The sequence below is a fragment of the Undibacterium sp. Ren11W genome, assembly GCF_049340485.1.
Classification (GTDB): domain Bacteria; phylum Pseudomonadota; class Gammaproteobacteria; order Burkholderiales; family Burkholderiaceae_D; genus Undibacterium.
Map to the genome: position 1 here is coordinate 76,354 of NZ_JBMPPB010000008.1, position 20,812 is coordinate 97,165.

The following is a 20,812-nucleotide window of genomic DNA, read 5'->3' on the forward strand; positions in this document are numbered from 1 at the left end:
CAAAAGCCTGAATTCAGTTGCGTACTGAGTTCAGGCTTTTCGCTGCGGCCAAGCACCGTATAATAGGATAATTATAGGGAGTATGCTTAAAAACACTAGGTATTGCGCATATGTATAAAGCGCGTTAAAAATATACTCACCCTAGTATATTCGATACCCCATTAACTCAATGGCCGTCGAAATTACATACAGTGTAAAGCGGCAAGCCACTCGCTTTAATTAATTCTGAGCCGCCCAACTCTGGCAGATCAACGATCACGGCTCCCTCTACCACGGTCGCACCGAGTCGCTCCAATAATTTACGTCCCGCCATCATGGTGCCGCCAGTAGCGATCAGATCATCGATCAAGACCACGCGATCACCTGCTTTGCAGGCGTCGGTATGCAACTCTACCGTGGCGCTACCGTATTCAAGTTCGTATTGTTCAGACACCGTGGTGAACGGCAATTTGCCTTTTTTACGGATAGGCACAAAACCGAGATTGAGTTCATAAGCCACAACCGAACCGATGATGAAACCCCGTGCGTCCAGGCCCGCAATCATGTCGAGCTTGGCATCCATATAGCGATGTACGAACATATCAATCAACACCCGGAAAACTTTGGGGTTTTGCAATAAAGGGGTGATATCACGGAACATGATGCCTTGTTGCGGCCAGTTTTCCACCGTGCGGATATGCTCTTTAATGTAGTCAGATGGGTTTTGCATAGTGTCTGGTTTCTTCATAGTGTAAAAAAATAAGCCGCTATTTTACCAGCCGCAGCTCGGCTCTAGCGACGCTTTCGGCGCTGCCGCGCAACACGATAACATCGGCCTCCTGCAAGATCAGACCTAACTCTGGCGGTAAGCGATTTTTACCTCTGCGTATCGCCGTTACATCGACTTCCAGTTCAGCCAGATTGAGCTCTTCCAGACTCTTGCCCAGGCTTTTAGAGTGCCCACTAAGCACCACAGTATGCAGACGCAACTGCATATTTTCGGGACCGTCGGCGATGTCGCTGGCACCATGAAAAAATCCACGCAAAGATTCGTAACGCTCATCTCTGGCGGTCTGCACCTTATGCACCACGCGCCGCAAAGGTACACCCAACAAGACTAGCGCATGCGAGGCCAACATCAGACTGCCCTCCATCAACTCGGGCACCACCTCGGTCGCACCAGCGGCACGTAATTTATCCAGATCGGTATCGTCGTGACTACGCACGATGACAGGCAAACTGGGATGCAGCTCGTGCACCAGATGTAAAATTTTCAACGCCGATTGGGTGTTGGTATAAGTGACCACCAAAGCTGCGGCACGATTGATACCGGCCGCCAGCAAACTTTCGCGCCGTGCCGCATCACCATACGAGACATTGGCACCGGCAATTTGCGCCTCGCGTATCCGGTCAGGGTCGAGATCGAGTGCATGATATTCAATGTTTTCTTCCGCCAGCAAACGCGCCAGACTTTGACCGCTACGTCCAAAGCCCGCAATAATCACATGTTTTTTGGCGCTCATGGTACGTGCCGCAATTTGGGTCAATGCCAGCGATTGCATCATCCATTCATTGGCCGATAATTTCATCACAATCGCATCCGATTTTGCCAAAATAAACGGTGAGATCAACATCGATAAAACCATAGAGGCGAGTATCAATTGCAATAGCAGCGGATCTAACAATTTCAGTGCGCCCGCCTGATTGAGTAAGACGAAACCAAACTCACCGGCCTGCGCCAAACCTAAACCAGTGCGCAAGGCGACGCTGGTGGTATTGCCGAAAAGCCGGGCCAAAGCAGTAATCAAGCCGAATTTCAACAACACGGGCACCACCAACAACAGCAACACCAGCCAGCCATGTTCGATCACCAATCGCAAATTAAGTAACATCCCGACCGTGATAAAAAACAAGCCTAGCAACACATCGCGAAAGGATTTGATGTCCTCCTCTACCTGATGCTTGTATTCGGTTTCAGAAATCAACATACCGGCGACGAATGCACCCAGTGCTAGCGACAAGCCAGCGCGCTCAGTCAGCCAGGCAGCACCCAAGGTAATGAGTAGCAGGTTTAACATGAACAGCTCTTGGGAGCGGCGCTTGACCACGATGCTAAACCAGCCTCGTACTAATTTCTGCCCCAAAAACAACAGCAAAAACAATACTAAGGCAGCCTTGCCACCTGCCCATGCCAAGGTTTCAAGCAGGTTGCCGCTATGCGCCGCCAAAGCCGGCACCAAAATTAACAGCGGCACCACGGCTAAATCCTGAAACAGGAGCACGCTGATTATCTGTTTGCCGTGCGGGCTTTCCAGCTCCATCTTCTCCGTGAGCATCTTAGAGACGATCGCGGTGGACGACATTGCCAAAGCGCCGCCTAAGGAAAAAGCGGCCTCCCAACCTATCTTGAACTGTCCTGGTAAGTAATATGCCGCGGCCAAGCCACACAACATCGCCATCACAATAGTAAGTATTACCTGCGCCATTCCCAAGCCAAAGACGGCACGCCGCATAGCCATCAGCTTGGGCAAAGAGAACTCCAGGCCGATAGAGAACATCAAAAACACGACACCAAACTCCGCCAATTCATGCGTGGCCGAACTTTCTTGCGCCATGCCCAGACCATGCGGACCGACCATCACCCCAACTACCAGATAACCTAATATAGGAGGCAATTGCAGCATGCGAAAAGCCACGACCCCAAGGACGGCGGCGCTTAAAAGTAGAAGTGTGGTGTCAAGTGCAGTCATATTTCTTATTATTGCCGATTTAGAGTGTGTCCAGACCAACAAATAACGAACAATATTCATTCTTCCGTAACTGGCAGAGTTCTTGCTTAGTCATTTTGGTTTATACTTAGCGGATGAGTACACAAGCCACCCCAACTCGCCCAACCGCCCCCCTCGCCCAGGCCGATGCCGCCGCGCACGCCTTGCAACTGGCGTGCGAGACACTGCAGATAGAAGCCGACGCGATACTCGCTCTTAAACAGCGACTGAGTGGCATTGATGCCGCTGCATTTACTCAGGCAATGTCACTCTTACTCCAATGCGAAGGCCGTGTAGTGGTTTCTGGTATAGGAAAATCCGGCCATATTGCGCGCAAGATTGCCGCCACTTTCGCTTCCACCGGCACTCCTGCATTTTTTGTTCATCCCGCTGAAGCCGCCCACGGCGACCTTGGTATGGTGACGCGTCAGGATGTGTTTATCGCGATCTCGTATTCTGGCGAAGCATCAGAATTAATGTCGATATTACCGACTATCAAACGTCTGGGCGTGAAACTGATCGCCATGACTGGCAAGCCTGATTCTAGTTTGTCCAAACTAGCTGACGTCCATTTAAACGTCCATGTAGATAAAGAAGCCTGTCCCTTGAATCTGGCACCGACCGCCAGCACAACGGTGACGCTGGCCTTAGGCGATGCACTGGCCGTTGCAGTCCTGGATGCACGCGGTTTTCGCGAAGAAGATTTTGCCCGCTCACATCCGGGCGGCACGCTGGGCCGCCGCCTGCTCACTCATGTGCGTGATGTCATGCGTACCGGCGAGGCTATTCCCCAAGTGGCGCCCGAAACTAAATTAACCGCTGCGCTGCTGGAGATCACTCAAAAAGGCATGGCGATGACGGCCGTGGTCGATCCCGAGCAACGCATCATAGGCGTATTTACCGATGGTGACTTACGCCGACTAATGGAAAAAACCCAGGATTTTTCACAAGTATGCATCGCCGACGTGATGCGCAAGAATCCACGCAGCATACGCCCCGAGCAACTCGCAGTAGAGGCGGTAGAAGTCATGGAAACCCATCGTATCAACCAATTATTAGTGGCCGATGACAGCGGTAAGCTGGTCGGCGCCCTGCACATTCACGATCTGACTCGCGCCAAGGTGATTTAATGACACTCGCTGCCCTGAAAAAAGCTGCCCAGGTAAAATTGATGATTTTCGACGTCGATGGCGTCTTAACCGATGGCTGCCTGCATTTTGGCCCAGAGGGCGAAATCATGAAAAGCTTCAATGTGCTCGACGGCCAAGGCATCAAATTATTGCAACAATCTGGCGTAATCACCGCCATCATCAGCGCACGCCAGTCGCCGATTGTTGCCAGACGCGCTGCCGATCTCGGCATTACCCATGTCATGCAAGGCATACATGAAAAAAAAGCGGCGTTTCTGGAGTTAATCTCTATTTTGGGTATCAAAGCTGAGCACTGCGGCTTTATCGGTGATGACGTGATCGATTTACCGGTGTTATCACGAGTTGGTTTTTCTGCCAGCGTACCGAATGCGCATGCCGAAGTAAAGTCACGGGTTCATTACCTCACATTGGCCCACGGCGGCAATGGTGCTGCGCGTGAAGTTTGCGATTTTATTTTACAAGCTCAGGGCCGCTACGATAGTGTCTTAGCTAATTTTCTGGCATGAAATATCATTTAACCGCTGATCAGTTTCGTATTTGGTTAGGCGTAGTCTTGCTAGCCTTAGTGGCACTTGCTAGTTTTTGGATACTCAAAACTCTGCGTCAAAATGGCGATGATGCAAACGCCCGTAGCAGTGTGCGTAGCGAACCTGATTACTATGTCGAAAAATTTAATTTTATACGCCTGCCAAATAATGGCCAGGCCAATGTCAGCATAGTCGGCGACAAGCTCACCCATTATCCTCGCAGCGACGATCTTGAAATCCAGCAAGCACGCATCAATAGTTTTTCCGCTGATAAATCACCGGTTAATATCCGTGCTTTGCGTGCAGTGATCGAGCAAAAATCAACACAAACGACCCCAATTCGCGAACATGATCAAATACATTTACTAGGCGACGTGCAAGTTGAGAGACCGGCTACTAGAACTTCGAGCTTCATGCAATTAAATTCAGATTATCTTTTAGTCTTACCAGATGAAAATACAATGAAAACCGATACTGCCGTGACGATGATCACAACAACATCGGAAATTCACGCGGTCGGCATGACGGCGGACAATAACACCCAGCAAGTACAATTACTTAGCAAAGTAAGGGCGCGCTTTAGTCGTGCCGGTGCCGCGCAAAAACCTCTATCGTGAAGTAAACAGGAAAAATTTTATATGTATGCCACCCGCAATTCAGGCTTGAGCTATCTTGGCCAACTAGCGATAACATTTTGCTTTCTAGCACCTATTTGTTCGGCCTATGCGGAAAAAGCAGATAGCCAGAAAGAAACCAATATCGAAGCTGAACTATCCAATTCAGATGGTAAGAGAAACATCACTACATTAACTGGCGATGTAGTACTGACACGTGGCACTCTCATCGTCAAATCGGACCGCGCCATCATTACGCAAACTGCGGACGAGCACATGAATGTAGTGTTAACCAGCAATCCGGGAAAGCAAAATTTTTTCCGGCAAAAACGCGATGGTGGGGATGATTTGTGGGTAGAAGGTGTGGCCGATCGCATTGAATACGACGATAAAACTGAGTTGGTCAGGTTTATCTCGAAAGCCCGTGTCAAGTATTTAGAAGGCAAAAAAGTCACGCAAGAGCAAGAAGGGGAATTTCTTTCCTACGACAGTCTCAATGATGTGTTTCTCGCCACAAATACCACTACCGGCACCCATGTGCCTGGGGCTGGGCGTGTGAAATTGACGCTGCAACCTAAACCGGCAAAGCCAGTCAACATGAATACTCCAGCCAAATAATTATGACTAGTACACTCGTCATCCAGGGTTTACAAAAACGCTATGGGGCGCGCCAGGTAGTGCGCGATGTTTCTTTAGAAGTAAAAAGTGGCGAAGTAGTCGGCTTACTAGGCCCGAATGGCGCTGGTAAAACCACGTCCTTCTACATGATCGTGGGCCTGGTCCCCTCAGATGCAGGAAAAATCGATATCGACGGCGTTGATATCTCGCGCATGCCGATACACCAGCGCGCCAAACTCGGCTTATCTTACTTACCGCAAGAGGCTTCAGTATTTCGCAAGTTGTCGGTGGAGGACAATATCCGCGCTGTACTCGAACTACAAACCGATGAACACGGAAAATCTCTGAGCAAAGCTGCCATCGAGCAACGTCTCGATGCCCTACTCGACGACTTACAAATCGAAGGTTTGCGAGAGAATCCAGCGCTATCGCTATCTGGTGGTGAGCGCAGACGGGTAGAAATTGCCCGCGCACTGGCAACCAATCCCCGTTTCGTCCTGCTTGATGAACCGTTTGCCGGGGTCGATCCGATTGCCGTCATAGAGATACAGCGCATCGTGGTTTTTTTAAAAAATCGCGGCATAGGCGTCTTGATCACAGATCACAATGTGCGCGAAACCTTAGGCATTTGTGACCACGCTTGCATCATTAATCAGGGTGCCGTATTAGCCAGCGGTAGTCCAGAAGAAATCATCAGCAACGAATCGGTCAGGCGCGTCTATTTGGGAGAGCATTTCCGCATGTAGCGGAAATCACACTCAGCATGAAGCAAAGCCTGCAGCTACGCACCTCGCAACATCTGGCACTCACGCCACAATTGCAACAATCGATACGGCTACTGCAATTGTCCACGCTGGAACTGCATCAAGAACTAGAAAACTTGCTGATAGAAAATCCCATGCTAGAGCGCGTCGATAATCCACTCGATAGCGCGGTACGCTTGTTGGCGGACGGCGCCATTGGCAGTACTGAATCACGGTCTGAAACGGAGTTCGGCGTCAGTTCTGCTGAAGATCAGAGTAACGCCAATACCGACTCCAGCGAGATCTCAGAAGTTAGCAACGCGGCCGATAGTGTCAGCCCTAGCGAAACCGAGTGGAGTTTTGACGATGCTCCGCAAGGCAGTAAATCCTCGGAAGAGGATGAGGGAAGACCGCAGTTAGAAGCGGCGCATATTTCACTTAAAGAACATTTGCTGGAGCAAATGCGTCTGAATCTGCGCGAACCGCGCGATCTGGCCTTGGTGGAACTGGTAATCGACGCCCTCGATGATAGCGGTTATCTGATAGAGAGCCTGGAAGATATTCATTCCAGCATCCCTCTAGAACTATTGGTTGAGCCTGAAGAGCTGAGTTTTGCCTTGCTCATGGTACAAAGTTTTGATCCTGCCGGTGTTGGCGCACGTAACTGCTCCGAGTGCCTGGCGCTGCAGATCAAACGCCTGCCCAAAATCGCTTTCGTCACCCGACGCCTCGCACTTGCCATCGTAGAAACACAATTAGGTTTATTTGCACAACGCGATTTTGCTCGCTTAAAGAAGGTTTTTAATTGTGACGATGAGGATTTGCGCGAGGCACAGGTGGTGATACGTTTATGCAAACCCAAACCTGGCGCCGAGTTTGCAGTCAGTAGTTCCGACTATGTGGTGCCGGATGTAATAGTCAAAAAATCTGCTGATGGATGGCAAGTGTTATTGAACCAGGACATCATGCCTAAGCTGCGTGTCAATAGCATGTACGCCAATATCATGAAGCAAAATCGTGGGGATGGCAGTCTTAATCCCCAGTTGCAGGAAGCACGCTGGCTGATCAAAAATATGCGGCAACGTTTCGAGACGATTTTACGGGTTTCGCAAGCAATAGTCGAAAGACAACGGAATTTTTTCACACATGGAGCGGTCGCGATGCGCCCTCTTGTTTTGCGCGAAATTGCTGATACACTGGGTTTACATGAGAGTACAATTTCTCGTGTGACCACTCAGAAATACATGCTGACCCCACATGGTATGTTTGAGTTGAAGTATTTTTTCGGTAGCCATGTCGCCACTGAAACAGGGGGTGAAGCATCATCGACGGCGATACGAGCACTCATCAAACAATTGATAGGAGCAGAAAACCAGAAAAGCCCACTCTCTGATAGCAAGATTGCAGACATGCTGGGTGAACAAGGGATGGTCATTGCGCGCCGCACAGTCGCCAAGTACCGCGAAGCCCTTAAAATTCCACCGGTCAGTTTGCGAAAATCTTTGTAAAAATTGTTCTTGAAATTTTGCGTTAGATTGCTATATATGATTTAGCTCAAACAGGTTTTTCAGATTGGGCGCATAGTAATAGCGATAGTGTCATCAAGTAACATCACCATAGGAGCGTTTTATGAATCTCACCATCAGTGGTCATCACCTTGAAGTAACTCCTGCAATTCGTGAACATGTACAAAACAAGCTAGAACGTATCAGGCGACACTTCGATCAAGTCATTGATATCGCCGTCATCCTGACGGTCGACAAGCTCCGAGAAAAGGACAAACGTCATAAAGCAGATATTAATCTGCACATCAGCGGTAAAGATATTCACGTTGAAAGTCTGGCGCAGGATCTGTATGCTGCCATCGACACACTGATAGACAAACTAGACAGGCAAGTCATTAAACACAAAGACAAAATTCAGGAACATCCGCATCAAGCGATCAAACATATTCCTGATCCAGCCTCAGTGTAAAACTATCAACCCACAAAGGGAACCCAAAACTAGGACGCTTCAGCGTCCTTTTTTGTTGGCAAAAGAGATATGTGCATCTGCAAAAAAAACATCTTGTGCAATCGTTTTTGTAGGGCTGCGATTGTCTCTTTGCACCTTTCGAATCTCTTCACAGATTCATTTGATTAGCGGACAAATTTCGATAAAATGGCAATCTAAAATTTCGATAAAACATGGGCACAAGAACATCCTGCACTCGCTGCTGATTAAATTTCAAAATGGCAGCATGCCTAACACGCACTATTCATGCGGGTTTCCAGCCTATCTCGGCTGCAAGCCGCATGCAGATTGCGTGACCAGGCTGGCACTAGTTGATTTTTCTTATCCCATCCCAATCACCTTCACTAAATACCAGATCCTATGAGTAATCATATATTAAGCTCAATACAGAACCGCATAGGGTTCATCACCCTAGATAGACCGAAAGCCCTCAATTCTTTGTCCCTAGAAATGGTACGCAACATCACCGCCACACTGTTACAGTGGCAAGAGAATGACGAAGTTGCGGCTGTTTTCATTCATAGCAGCAGTGAAAAATCATTTTGTGCCGGTGGTGACATACGCTTTTTTTACGATGTTGGTACTGCCACCCCAAAGGGAGACAGCGCCCTGTTAGAAGATTTTTTCAGCGAAGAATACGCCTTAAATCATTTAATCCATTTCTATCCTAAACCTTATGTCGCATTACTAAACGGTGTGGTCATGGGCGGTGGCATGGGGATCGCCCAGGCAGGAAAAAACTGCCGCCTGCGGATAGTCACAGAGCGTACTAAGATGGCGATGCCAGAAGTGAATATTGGCCTATTCCCGGATGTGGGCGGCAGCTACTTCCTAGCGCGTAGCCCTGGCGAAATTGGTACTTATTTAGGGATGACTGGTGACATCATCAATGCGGCCGATGCCATGTATGCAGAATTGGCAGATGTGTATATTCCTACGACTGCCTTAACCACTTTGATGGACTTACTGCGCACTACTAACAGCGACGATATTCGTGTGCTGATCCGTGAGTTTGCGACGCAATATGCCGATCAGGCAATACCAGAACAAAGTACGCTGGCGAAAAATCGTGCTGCAATAGACTTGCACTTTGCAGGCAAAGATGTAAAAAAAGTCTTGCAATCACTAGCACTCGATCAAAGTGAATTCGGCTTACAAGCCAGCGCACTGATGCAGAAACGCTCGCCCTTGCTGATGGCTGTCACATTAGAACAATTACGTCGCGGTGCCGATATGACAGTAGCAGAATGTTTGCGCATGGAGCGAACTATGGTGCGCCATTGCTTCAAACATGGCGAGGTGCTGGAAGGAGTAAGAGCCTTGGTGGTGGACAAAGACAATGCACCACGCTGGTCTCCAGCAACGCAGGAGCTAGTCGATGAATCCTTGATACTCGGTTTTTTTGAGCCGGTTTGGCCAGACTACGCTCACCCTTTGCGCGATCTGCTATAAGCGATCAGTCAATCGCAATGCGTGGGAGTTTCTATGCGCGTTGCGATTGATGCTAGGGCAGCTTGAATTGCGTTGCGGAAAGCCTGGCAGCCATCACTTCAGCAAGCCAAATACCTTGCCTATAATTTTACTGCCCGCACCGATAGGATCCTGACGTATCGCTTTTTCTTCTTCAGCGATCATCAGATACAAGCCATCTAAAGCGCGTTGCGTCACATAGGTTTCGACACTGGCTTGCTGTGCGGGGACCACACCAAATTTATGCGCTTGTCCCATTACAGTATTGTACTGAGCAGAGAGCCCCGCCTTATCGGTAACGCCCTTCACCATAGGTAAAAATTTCACACCCAAAGCGCTTGCGGTTTTTTGCTTGAAAAAATCTGTGACGGAAGTATCGCCGCCGGTGAGTATGTTCTTGGCATCCGTCACCGACATAGATTTGACCGCATCGAGCAACAAGGGCTTCGCCATAGGCACGGCAGCCTCGGCTGCACGATTCATAGAAACGACCAATTCATCGAGTTGCTTGCCTTGCCCGGTCATCCTTAAGATAGGCAAAGCTTGTTCTAGCACCGAGGGTAATGCTATTCTGACCTTATCATTATTATAGTAACCATTTTCAGCCCCAAGCTTGGCAACTGCCAGCTCTGACCCTTTATTTAAGGCGGCCTTTAAACCGGCGCTCGCATCTTGATTACTCAGATCGTCGAACGAGAAAGCCCAGGCCGACATTGCCACACTAAGCAAAGCACCCGCCAGCAAAAATCCTGAGTTTTTCACATTAAATAAATGCGCTAATTGCATAGGAATCCCAATCAAAAAAAATACAGTTAAGTGTAAAAACGACCTAGATTTCTTCAATAGAAAACAGTCGTCGATGTTCTCTGATCGCATAGCGGTCGGTCATGCCTGCAATATAGTCTGCGATTTTGCGTGCCTGCAGGGCACGGGCATCCGACGCGCTAGACTTAACTTGATAATCCGGGGGCAGCAAGATAGGTTCAGCCATCAGGGCATCAAATAATTCTCTAACGATGCTCCTGCTTTTACTGGTCATGCGATTTACTAAATAATGCCTGTACAAATTTTCCCGCAAGAACTGCTTTAGGATGAGTGCCTCTTGATACATGCTGTCGGAAAAAGCGATCATCTTAGCGTGCGCCCTGACTTGGTCTACCGATGTCGGGGCACAATCTGCGATACGCTGCTCGGAAGTCTGAATTAAATCAACGATCAAACGATCTATCATCCGCCGTATAGTTTCAGAAATTGCACGTCGACCGTTGATTCCAGGATAGGCCAAATCAACCTCATGCCTATGCCGTCCATAAAAATCCAATTCCATCAATTGCGACTCCAGCAATAAACCGGAGCGTAATCCATCGTCTATATCGTGATTATTGTAGGCAATTTCGTCTGCCAGATTGGTTAACTGCGCTTCCAGTGTAGGCTGAGTCTTATCTATGAAACGCTGCCCTACGTCACCGAGATTTCTAGCATGCGCTAAAGAACAATGTTTAAGTATGCCCTCACGCGTTTCGAAACTAAGATTTAAGCCATCAAAAGCGCCATAACGCTCCTCCAGAGCATCGACCACCCGCAAGCTCTGCAAGTTATGCTCAAAGCCATCGAATTCCTGCATACAGGCATTTAATGCGTCTTGCCCCGCATGCCCAAACGGTGTGTGACCAAGATCATGTGCCAGCGAAATCGCCTCCACCAAATCTTCGTTTAGGTGCAGATTGCGGGCAATTGAACGCCCTATCTGCGCCACCTCCAGGCTATGCGTGAGACGGGTGCGAAACAGATCGCCTTCGTGATTGACAAAGACTTGAGTTTTATATTCTAGCCGGCGAAACGCGCTGCTGTGTATGATCCTATCGCGATCGCGTTGATATTCAGAGCGGGAACCAGGCTTGGGCTCAGCATGAAGTCGGCCGCGTGAAGTACCCGATTGGGCCGCGTAGGGAGCGAGTCGGGCGTCGGAGAACATAGGCTAGCAATCTAAAAGCAACTTTTAAATACTGGCTCGCAAGCAAGCGAGTAAGGTTTCTTTCGGCACTCCGGTGATAATTGGTGCGCCCAAGGGTTTAAGTAGAATAAACTTGATTTGTCCATTCTCATTTTTCTTATCGACTTCCATCAACTCCAGCCAGCGCTGCTCGCCCAGATCGGGAGCTAGCGTAGGCAGACCGGCCGCCTCCACCAACTTCTGCACTCTGACTTTGCTAACGTAATCGATATAACCCATACGACAGGATAAATCTGCCGCCATCACCATACCGCAACCTACTGCCTCACCATGCAGCCATTTACCGTAACCCAAACCAGATTCAATCGCATGCGCAAAGGTATGTCCAAAGTTGAGTATGGCACGCAAACCGCCTTCGCGCTCATCTTGGCGCACCACGTCGGCCTTGATCTCGCATGAACGTGAAATTGCATAGGCCAGCGATTCCGGATCTTTATTGCGTAACTGAACGATATGCGACTCTATCCATTCAAAAAACGCGGCATCGATAATTGCACCGTGTTTGATCACCTCAGCTAACCCGGCTGATAATTCACGATCTGGTAAGGTATTGAGCGTTGCGGTGTCGGCAATCACTGCCTGCGGCTGATAAAACGCGCCTATCATATTTTTACCGAGCGGATGATTGATGCCAGTCTTGCCACCGACCGATGAATCTACCTGTGATAGCAGTGTAGTCGGAATCTGTACAAAGGGCACACCGCGCATATACGAGGCGGCTGCAAAACCCGTCATATCGCCAATTACACCACCACCTAAAGCCAGCAAAGTAATCTTTCTATCGCACTTAGCAGCCAGTAAGGCATCAAAAATCAGCATCAGGCTAGCCCAGGTTTTATGCTCTTCGCCATCCGGCAAGATGATGCTGATTACTTGCTTGCCCAAGCCACGCAAACGTTCTTCCAGCGCAGCCAGATACAAAGGTGCGACCACGGTATTAGTGACTATCGCGACGCGTTGGCCCTTAATGTGCTGACGCAAAACATCGCTAGCTGCCAGCAAGGTAGCACCGATTGCGATCGGATAACTACGTTCGCCGAGTTCAACTCTGAGGGTTTGGAAAGAAGCTTGTTGCTGCATGAGTAAAACGTTTTCTGAAGAGAGCGCACCGGGTATCAATGCCAGTTGCGTCAAAATGGACTGCACAAGAAATTGCACATTGGGTCTGCCGGTTTCTATTACCAAATGGGCGATTTGCTGATACAGAGGTTCGCGTTGTGCTTCGAGTTCTTCTAGCTTCTTACGTGGATCAGCGGTACGCAGTAGTGGCCGATTTTTATCATGGCGGGTACGCTGCAAAATACTGTTAATGCCGGCTCGTAGATAAATTACAGTACCGCGCTCATGCAAAAAGCGGCGACTAGCCTCGTCGAGGATAGCACCGCCGCCTGTTGCAAGAACTACACCGTCTTGCGCCGTCAGATCCTTTACCACTTCAGCTTCACGCTGGCGAAAACTAGCCTCACCCTCGACCTCAAAAATCACAGGAATCGAGACCCCGGTACGGGACTCGATTTCATGATCAGTATCAATAAAGCGTTTGTTAAGTTTCTTCGCAAGGGCCCGGCCAACCGTAGTTTTGCCTGAGCCCATGAGACCGACTAGAAAAATGCTGCTCAATTTTTATTGCGACCTAAATTCAAAGGAAGTAATTGTCCCGCGCGGTGTCGCCACCTTGATCGTCACAAATCCATGAGCACAGTTGGCATCCGCTTTCACTGTCACTGCGTGCTGTGTGCCACCAACATTACTGGTAGAAGGAATCGGAGCCCCATATATCGCTAACAATGACAATTTATCGGCATCACCGGCGGTCACAGTGGTACCAGATGGCATTGGATTATTATTCAAATCAGTTAAACGAAAATCTAAAGATTGACTGCTACAATTGGCACCAGCAACACCCGCAATTACCCTTGACGATGCCCCAGTCCAATCGACACAAGTTGACCCACTACAATTCAAGCGTATTAACCTAGCATCTGATCCGCTAAATGTAAATTCAACTTGCCTACGAATATAGTTGAGACCCCACCTCCCATCCCCAGCGCTAGTATAATCAACGTGATTGTATGGTATAGGACGATCCTCATTTGCAAACTGGTAAACCCCATCAAAAGTTCCTCCTGATAGGCGACCTGTAGTAGCTCCAAGCGTGCCCGCATCCAAAAATGCATCCCCCATATCGCTGAAGTTGTCATTTCCTGCGTTAGGTGGGCAAACATCGACTAAGGGCCGATAAGCTGCTTGCGATACAGGATTACCAGCAGCATCAATTGGGGCTACGCAATAGTATTGGGATGTGCCCTTTTGACTAACGAAATCCTCTACCCCTTGAGCATAAGCCATAACAGTAACTCGTCCATTTAAAGGCCTAAATTCCTGACTCTTGAACTCGACACTACATTTACCGTTGATAGTATTACATGCACCTTGCGCAGATGTCCCAATAGCACCACCCTCAGTAATAAAGTTGACAGTGGTACCGTCAGAGACTTTATTTCCATACTGATCTGCCATCGCAACCGTAACAACCGCGATTTCATCGGAATATCCCCATCCCTCTAAGTTATATTTGGTTGCACTGAAATCCATAAACTTTTGAATTGGTAATCCAGCAGAAATTGTTAGTGCATCCGACAATCCAGAGATAGTTTTATTTTGACGTGTGGCAGTCGCCTGCACTTTAACTGGGGTAGGAACGACACCTGACGAAACCGTCGTCGAGACATTGCCGCTTGCATCCGTGACCGCTTTAGCGGGCAACACTGTTAACCCACCCGTGCTAGTTGTGGTAGAAAAATTGACCTCGACTCCTGATAGCCCAACATTATTTTGGTCCACCAATTTAAACGTTACCAATGCCGACTCTTTACGGCCCAAACCACCAGAACCCTTCAAAACCAAAGCGGTCCCAGGACTATCTGTACCAACGAACTGTATAGAACCGATTGCCGAAGGTTCTACAGCTAAAGAGATAGTTTGAGTTGAAGCACCCAAAGACACAGTGACAGTATCGTTACCCAACAGACATCCTAGGTTGGTATATGTGAGCGGATAGGTACCTGATATCGTTGGCACACCTAATTTAAGATCTGCCTTTGTACCGCATAAGGAAGTTACCAGCAAACCTGGTGCACTTGTCGCAGGAGCACCTTTGGACGTAACTGGAATATTTATCAGCACAGTACTAAAGGCCGGCAAAGGAACTGGTGGAGTTGTCGAAAATGATAAGCCCCCCAAAGTAAAACTTGCTGCGCCAACTGTAACTCCACTTGAATACTTAGCAGTTAGCGCGCCACTAACAGCCTGTCCTTCCAGAACAAAAGCGCCACTCGCGCTCAAACTCGAGGGCTGAATTTTGATAGTAGCGATGCCACTTGAATCGGTCAAAGCAGTTCCGGTTGCAGGGATAAATTGCGCCAAACTAGGATCACCAATAATGGTTAACAGCGCGCCGACCAATGGAATGCCTTTGCTATCTACAAATTTTGCGGTAATAGTGCCGGTATCGGTTCCTGATATCATAGTAATTGGCACACCAGCAGCATCAGTTAAAGTCCAGCTTAACAGGGCTGTAGCAGTGCCTGTGCCACCGGTACCACCTGTCGATCCAGCCGACCCGCCGCCGCCGCCACACGCGCTGAGAGTCAACAACAAGGCCGTAGCCAGCATTACATGAAATAATTTACCCACAGAAAACCTCTTACTAAATTGATCATTAATATTCATAATATACCTCAAAGCCTTATTTAGCCGTGAGTTTATCCGTCAGTACTTTTGGAGTAATAAACACTAATAATTCTGTTTTATTGTTTTTCTTAGCCGTTGTTTTAAACAAATAACCGACCAAGGGTAGATCACCGAAGAATGGGACTTTGGCGATATCATCACGCTCTTCCTGAGTGTAGATACCACCTAGAACAACAGTGCCACCATTTTCAACCAAAACCATGGTTTTCACCTGTTTGGTGTTAATTACAGGACCTCCACGAGTATCTTCACCGCGACTATCCTTATGTACATCGACATTCAGAATAATATTGCCGTCAGGTGTAATTTGCGGCGTGACATCCAAGCTCAAAGTCGCTTTACGGAAAGAAATAGAAGTTGCACCACTGCTGGTCGATACTTGATAAGGAATTTCAGTGCCCTGCTCGATATGGGCTGGCAGTTGATCCGCGGTGACGATACGAGGGCTAGAAATGATTTTCCCGTTACCATCAGCTTCTAATGCGGACAGTTCTAAGTTAAGAAAACGATTTGCAGCAGCCGAAAACAAACTGACAGCCAAACTACCTGGGTTTAATCCATTCAGGCCAGCTGCTGGTAAATTAACGAACTGCGTATTCGGCGCATAACTACCATCGGTGACTTTTGCCTGACCGGTTTGCTCACCCACCCCAAGGTAATTACCAGTTACGGCACCACGTTGATTGCCTGAAAGTTGATAACCGGCATCTCCGCCACGGGCATTGCGCAAATCAAGAAAACCAAGTTTAGCACCCAAATTTCGATTAAATTGATCATCAGCTTCAACGATACGAGCCTCAATCAACACTTGCTTGGAAGCGATATCAGTCTTCTGCACCATCCTTCTGACCTCTTCTAACTTGGACGGAATATCTGTTACAAAAAGCTGATTAGTACGAGTATCGATTACAGCGCTACCGCGTTTAGACAACATGCGGTTTCCGGTTGTGCCGCCATCTTGCACAAACACCTGTTTAAATGACTCAGCTTTTTGATAATTCAGTTGAAAAGACTCTGTACGCAAAGGTTCTAGATCTGCGATTTGAGCCTTTTGCTCCAATTCTAATTTTTCTTTTGTCAGCAATTCGTCTTTTGGCGCGATCCACATCACAGAGCCATTTTTGCGCATGTCCAGTCCCTTGGTTTGCATCAGCACATCAAGCGCTTGATCCCAAGGCACATCTTTAAGGCGAAGAGTGGAATTACCAGTGACAGTATCGCTAGCGATAATATTTAAACCACTGAATTCTGCGATAATCTGCAATAACGCACGTACTTCAATATTTTGAAAGTTAAACGACAAGCGCTCACCGCGATAACCCTGAGTACCTTGTGTCAATTTATTCGGATCTTCCTTAATTGGTTTAACTTCGATCACCAACTGCGTATCGCTCTGATAGGCACTATGCTCCCAAAGCCCTTTCGGCTCTATCGTCATGCGGACATTTTCGCCTTGTTGTGTAGTCGTGACGGTTTGCACAGGAGAACCAAAATCAGCCACATCCAGACGCCGACTTAACACTGAAGGCAAGCCTACTTTCATGAAATCGACAACAATTTTTTGCCCTTGCTGACGCACATCAACAGCGACTTGATTACTAGGTAAATCAATCACGACTCTGCCTTCGCCTTGCACACCACGACGAAAATCAATATCCTTCAAATTCTGCTTTACGTTGCCAATAGAAGGAGGCGCAACCGGCAAGCCAACAGAATTAACTGCGGTTGCTATTCCTCCGGAACCGTCTATCGTCATCACAACAACATTACCTTCTATGGTTGTGGCGTAATTCAATGGTTTATTCAAATTAAAGACCAAGCGTGAACGACCGGTAGCTTCTACAACATTCACGTTGCGCAACTCTCCCATGCCCATGTCAATCGAACTTTTTCCCGTTGCATTCGAGGTATCAGCAAAATCCAAAGCAATCCTCGCTGGATTAGATACCGAAAACCCTATTGGCGCTTTACCAATGGGGTTTTTCAAAGCAATCTTAATAATAATATTGACGCCCTGCTGATTTGCAGTAATCGACTCAATACTATTTGATTGGGCATTCGCGATCGCGCTTAGGCTCAGCAAACCCATCAGACATAATTTAAGAAACACAGCGCTCCTTTTGCTAGCATTTATCAAGGTATTCATTTTTTTGTCTCCTGCAACTCTAGGGTGGCTTTACGTTCTATCCATTCTCCTGCAGCATCCTGGACGATTTCTTTAAGTTCCAAATTAGAATCAGTAATTTTAGTGATCAATCCGAAATTGGGACCTATGTAATTTCCCACTTTAGCCTGAAAAACAGATTTGTCGACTTGTATCAAGGCGTGCCGTGCAGTAGAACGCTCTATAACACCGACCATTTTTAATTCGTCGAGAGAGTACCCCTCTAAAACCTCCTTGCGACGCTCCATATCTGGTCGCAGGCCATTATTTGACTCTGCCTTCATTCTTGCAAGCGCAACCAGCAGTTTAGCTGGATTAAAAGGATCCAAATCTGACTTCCCTGCGTAGATCACAGGAACATACACTTTTGGCTCACTCACTTTTGAAACAACAACGTGAGTTTCTTTCTTTACAGATTCCATCCATTGCTGCAATTCAGCTACACCATTGTCACCGCAACCAGCAAGAGTCAGAAGTGTGACTACCGCCATTATTTTGGCACACCAAAATTTGCTCACTTTTTATCTCCCTTTTTCGCAGCTTTTTTCAACTCAGCCTGCGCAGAGATTTCTTCAGGATCCAAATATCGAAAAGTTTTAGCAACCACATCTAACACCAACTTTGCATCCTTGTCCGTACTCAAACTTAAATTATTCAAAGTAACAATACGCGGCAACTTGGCGACATCACTAACAAACTCCCCCATATCGTGGTAATTGCCAGTCAATTTCAGGTCAATTGGCAATTCGGCATAATAATCCTTGGCTACCACCTGTCCTGGTTTGAACAATTCAAATTGCAAACCCCTACCTAAACCAGATTGATTTATGTCTGAAAGTAGAGCGTCCATTTCAGCTTTACTTGGCAACTGTTTTTCCATAGTGGCGACATATTGCAACACCAATTTTCTTTGCTCTCTCAATGCGTCAAGACTAATTGCCTGTTGTATTTTCTGTTTAAAAGTTTCTTTTAACTTTTCCTCTTCGACCTGTCCAGCCTCTTGTTCATCAAGCTGACCACTCCAATAAAAAAACCAGCCGAGCACAACAACCAAGGACAAGGAGGCAACAGCAAGCAAAGCACGCGGCAGTATCGGCCACAAGCCTGGATGCAAGCCACTCAAATCACGAAACTGCGCGTTGATCGAATCGCCCATTTCTTTCAGATTTTGCATATATTAACTTTCATGCGCGCTCAAGGCGTTTTAGGAAGAGAGGGTTGCGTAGCGCTACCTACAGCCACAGCACTTGCGGCACCGGATTCTTGCTCACGCGGCCGCTTGATGGCAACATTCATAGAAAACTCCACGACTCTCTTGGCATCACGCCCCTGCCCTAAGTTTACGGAATGAATTTCAAGCAAATCTGGCTTATAAACCCAAACTGATTTACCGCCTAAATTGCGAATAAAATCTGAAACGCGCTGATTAGATTGCGCGTACCCAGTAACCAAAACACGCTGTCCCTCTTGCTTTAGCGTCTTCAGATAAACACCTTCAGGTGTCAACTTTACAAATTCATCCAACATAAAAACAGGTTGATTTCTATCCCCCTGCAAATCTTCAACAGCTTGCTGCCGCGCCTTCAGACCATCAATTTCCTGGCGCAGAGTCGCAACCTCCTTAATTTTTTCATCCAGCTTTAGATTTTCGGCCTTAATATAATTATTTCTATCAAGTTGGGCTGTTATCTGCCGTGCAAAAACAGCACCAACAACCAACACAACCAAAGCACCTATCACGGCAGCGAACAACAACAGTGAGTAAAAATTACTTTTTAACTGCTTGCGCTTCTCTTCTCGATGAGGAAGTAGATTAATTTTAATCATTATCCAAATCTCCGCATTGCCAAACCACAAGCTACCAGGTAAGAAGGCGCGTCACTACGCAACATTTTTTCACTCACATTATTCGACAAGTCCATCCCCTTAAACGGACTCACAACAGACGCGGAAATTTTTGTGCGCTCAGCAATAAGATCAACCAAGCCGGGTATTACAGCACAACCTCCCGCGAGATAAATCTGATCAACACGGGTAAACGGGGTCGACGTAAAGAAAAATTGTATCGCCCTGGTCACTTCCAGAGATGCGCTCTCCAAAAATGGCTCCAACAACTCCATTTCATAGCTATCAGGCAGATCGCCTTGCTTTTTCTTCGCTTCAGCCTCTTCAAATGAAAGGCCGTAATTGCGAATAATGTCTTGAGTCAACTGATTTCCGCCAAATTGCTGATCACGCTCGTAAATCACTTCACCATTTAGCAAGATAGAAATATAAGTAACTTTTGCTCCGATTTGAAACAGAGCATAAATTTGATCACGTCCGCCATTTGATTGCGCCTCGATCAGTCGGTTAATTGCAGCACGTGCCGCATACGACTCGATATCCATGATTTTCGCTTGCAAACCCGCGGATTCAATGACCGCTACGCGATCTTCAATCTTTTCTTTACGCGATGCTGCCAGCATGACCTCAACATCTTCTTCTGCATTGGCAGCGGGTCCTATGACGCAAAAGTCCAGGCTAACCTCATCCATTGCGAAAGGAATATATTGATTCGCCTCAGACTCAACCTGCACCTCCAAGGCTTGCTCACTCAAATTTCCCGAGAGTATGATTTTTTTAGTGATAACGGCCGAAGCTGGCATCGCAAGAGCAGCGTTTTTTACGCTACAACCACTGGTTTTAATCAATTTGCGAATTGCGTCAGAAACTTGTTCTATATTTTCTATGTTTCCGTCCACAACCGCACCCTTCGGCAATGGCTCTGAGCCACACCGTTCCAGTCGAAATCCTTGCTCGCCACTACGCGAGAGCTCGACAAGTTTGACGTCAGACGTGCTGATATCCAAACCGACCAAGGGCGGATTTTTTCTTCCAAGCAATGATGCCAGATCTAAAGCCAAGGATATCCCCTCAAAAAAACATCATTCTATTCTTAATAGTATTGCGCAAGAAACTATTTGGTAACAAATTATTACTCAAGACAATATTTAAC

General features: G+C 47.5%; 19 protein-coding genes. 8 read left to right on the forward strand and 11 right to left on the reverse strand.

Annotation, left to right across the window (positions count from 1 at the left end; genetic code table 11):
• Positions 1-166: 166 nt before the first annotated feature.
• Positions 167-709 carry an adenine phosphoribosyltransferase gene (locus ACO0K8_RS16905; protein ID WP_295760094.1) on the reverse strand — a complete coding sequence of 181 codons (543 nt, stop codon included), beginning with the start codon at positions 707-709 and terminating at the stop codon, positions 167-169.
• 37 nt (positions 710-746) lie between these two features.
• Complete coding sequence (locus ACO0K8_RS16910) at positions 747-2,729, reverse strand: cation:proton antiporter (RefSeq protein ID WP_422947833.1); 1,983 nt, start codon at positions 2,727-2,729, stop codon at positions 747-749.
• A 113-nt stretch (positions 2,730-2,842) separates the two neighbouring features.
• Between ACO0K8_RS16910 and ACO0K8_RS16915 the strand changes: the two genes are divergently transcribed.
• The 8 genes from ACO0K8_RS16915 (at position 2,843) to ACO0K8_RS16950 (ending at position 9,865) form a co-directional block, all read left to right on the forward strand.
• The gene (locus ACO0K8_RS16915) at positions 2,843-3,877 is read left to right on the forward strand and encodes a KpsF/GutQ family sugar-phosphate isomerase (protein ID WP_422947834.1); all 1,035 of its coding nucleotides are present in this window, start codon (positions 2,843-2,845) and stop codon (positions 3,875-3,877) included.
• Positions 3,877-4,404, forward strand: coding sequence for a KdsC family phosphatase (locus tag ACO0K8_RS16920; RefSeq protein ID WP_422947835.1), 528 nt, complete (start codon positions 3,877-3,879; stop codon positions 4,402-4,404). Before ACO0K8_RS16915 ends, ACO0K8_RS16920 begins: the two co-directional genes overlap by 1 nt.
• Positions 4,401-5,042, forward strand: coding sequence for an LPS export ABC transporter periplasmic protein LptC (gene lptC, locus ACO0K8_RS16925; RefSeq protein WP_422947836.1), 642 nt, complete (start codon positions 4,401-4,403; stop codon positions 5,040-5,042). Before ACO0K8_RS16920 ends, lptC begins: the two co-directional genes overlap by 4 nt.
• Positions 5,043-5,063: 21 nt before the next feature.
• Positions 5,064-5,657: a lipopolysaccharide transport periplasmic protein LptA gene (gene lptA, locus ACO0K8_RS16930; protein ID WP_422947837.1), complete on the forward strand. Its 594-nt coding sequence runs from the start codon at positions 5,064-5,066 to the stop codon at positions 5,655-5,657.
• Positions 5,658-5,659: 2 nt separating this feature from the next.
• Positions 5,660-6,403: an LPS export ABC transporter ATP-binding protein gene (gene lptB / locus ACO0K8_RS16935; protein ID WP_422947838.1), complete on the forward strand. Its 744-nt coding sequence runs from the start codon at positions 5,660-5,662 to the stop codon at positions 6,401-6,403.
• Positions 6,404-6,420: 17 nt separating this feature from the next.
• A complete protein-coding gene (locus ACO0K8_RS16940) occupies positions 6,421-7,908 on the forward strand; it encodes an RNA polymerase factor sigma-54 (protein ID WP_422947839.1) in 1,488 nt (495 codons plus the stop codon).
• A 121-nt stretch (positions 7,909-8,029) separates the two neighbouring features.
• A complete protein-coding gene (gene hpf / locus ACO0K8_RS16945; protein ID WP_422947840.1) occupies positions 8,030-8,374 on the forward strand; it encodes a ribosome hibernation-promoting factor, HPF/YfiA family in 345 nt (114 codons plus the stop codon).
• A gap of 399 nt (positions 8,375-8,773) precedes the next feature.
• Entirely contained in the window at positions 8,774-9,865 is a 1,092-nt protein-coding gene (locus ACO0K8_RS16950) for an enoyl-CoA hydratase/isomerase family protein (RefSeq protein ID WP_422947841.1), read from the forward strand.
• A 93-nt stretch (positions 9,866-9,958) separates the two neighbouring features.
• On the opposite strand, the gene ACO0K8_RS16955 is transcribed toward ACO0K8_RS16950, so the two are convergent.
• The 9 genes from ACO0K8_RS16955 to ACO0K8_RS16995 form a co-directional block, all read right to left on the reverse strand.
• The gene (locus ACO0K8_RS16955; protein WP_422947987.1) at positions 9,959-10,597 is read right to left on the reverse strand and encodes a DUF4197 domain-containing protein; all 639 of its coding nucleotides are present in this window, start codon (positions 10,595-10,597) and stop codon (positions 9,959-9,961) included.
• A gap of 115 nt (positions 10,598-10,712) precedes the next feature.
• Positions 10,713-11,858: a deoxyguanosinetriphosphate triphosphohydrolase gene (locus tag ACO0K8_RS16960; protein WP_422947842.1), complete on the reverse strand. Its 1,146-nt coding sequence runs from the start codon at positions 11,856-11,858 to the stop codon at positions 10,713-10,715.
• Positions 11,859-11,882: 24 nt separating this feature from the next.
• Positions 11,883-13,490 (reverse strand): bifunctional shikimate kinase/3-dehydroquinate synthase AroKB, encoded by a 1,608-nt coding sequence (aroKB, locus tag ACO0K8_RS16965; RefSeq protein ID WP_422947988.1) that lies wholly within the window; start codon positions 13,488-13,490, stop codon positions 11,883-11,885.
• A 30-nt stretch (positions 13,491-13,520) separates the two neighbouring features.
• Positions 13,521-15,629 carry a hypothetical protein gene (locus ACO0K8_RS16970; RefSeq protein WP_422947843.1) on the reverse strand — a complete coding sequence of 703 codons (2,109 nt, stop codon included), beginning with the start codon at positions 15,627-15,629 and terminating at the stop codon, positions 13,521-13,523.
• A gap of 16 nt (positions 15,630-15,645) precedes the next feature.
• Entirely contained in the window at positions 15,646-17,739 is a 2,094-nt protein-coding gene (gene pilQ, locus ACO0K8_RS16975) for a type IV pilus secretin PilQ (protein ID WP_422947989.1), read from the reverse strand.
• Between the two features lie 53 nt (positions 17,740-17,792).
• The gene (locus ACO0K8_RS16980; RefSeq protein WP_422947844.1) at positions 17,793-18,332 is read right to left on the reverse strand and encodes a pilus assembly protein PilP; all 540 of its coding nucleotides are present in this window, start codon (positions 18,330-18,332) and stop codon (positions 17,793-17,795) included.
• Positions 18,329-18,988, reverse strand: coding sequence for a type 4a pilus biogenesis protein PilO (locus tag ACO0K8_RS16985; protein WP_422947845.1), 660 nt, complete (start codon positions 18,986-18,988; stop codon positions 18,329-18,331). The genes ACO0K8_RS16980 and ACO0K8_RS16985 overlap by 4 nt, the downstream gene beginning before the upstream one ends.
• A gap of 20 nt (positions 18,989-19,008) precedes the next feature.
• A complete protein-coding gene (locus ACO0K8_RS16990; protein WP_422947847.1) occupies positions 19,009-19,641 on the reverse strand; it encodes a PilN domain-containing protein in 633 nt (210 codons plus the stop codon).
• Positions 19,641-20,720, reverse strand: a complete 1,080-nt coding sequence (locus ACO0K8_RS16995; protein WP_422947848.1) for a pilus assembly protein PilM — start codon at positions 20,718-20,720, stop codon at positions 19,641-19,643. The genes ACO0K8_RS16990 and ACO0K8_RS16995 overlap by 1 nt, the downstream gene beginning before the upstream one ends.
• Positions 20,721-20,812: the final 92 nt, after the last annotated feature.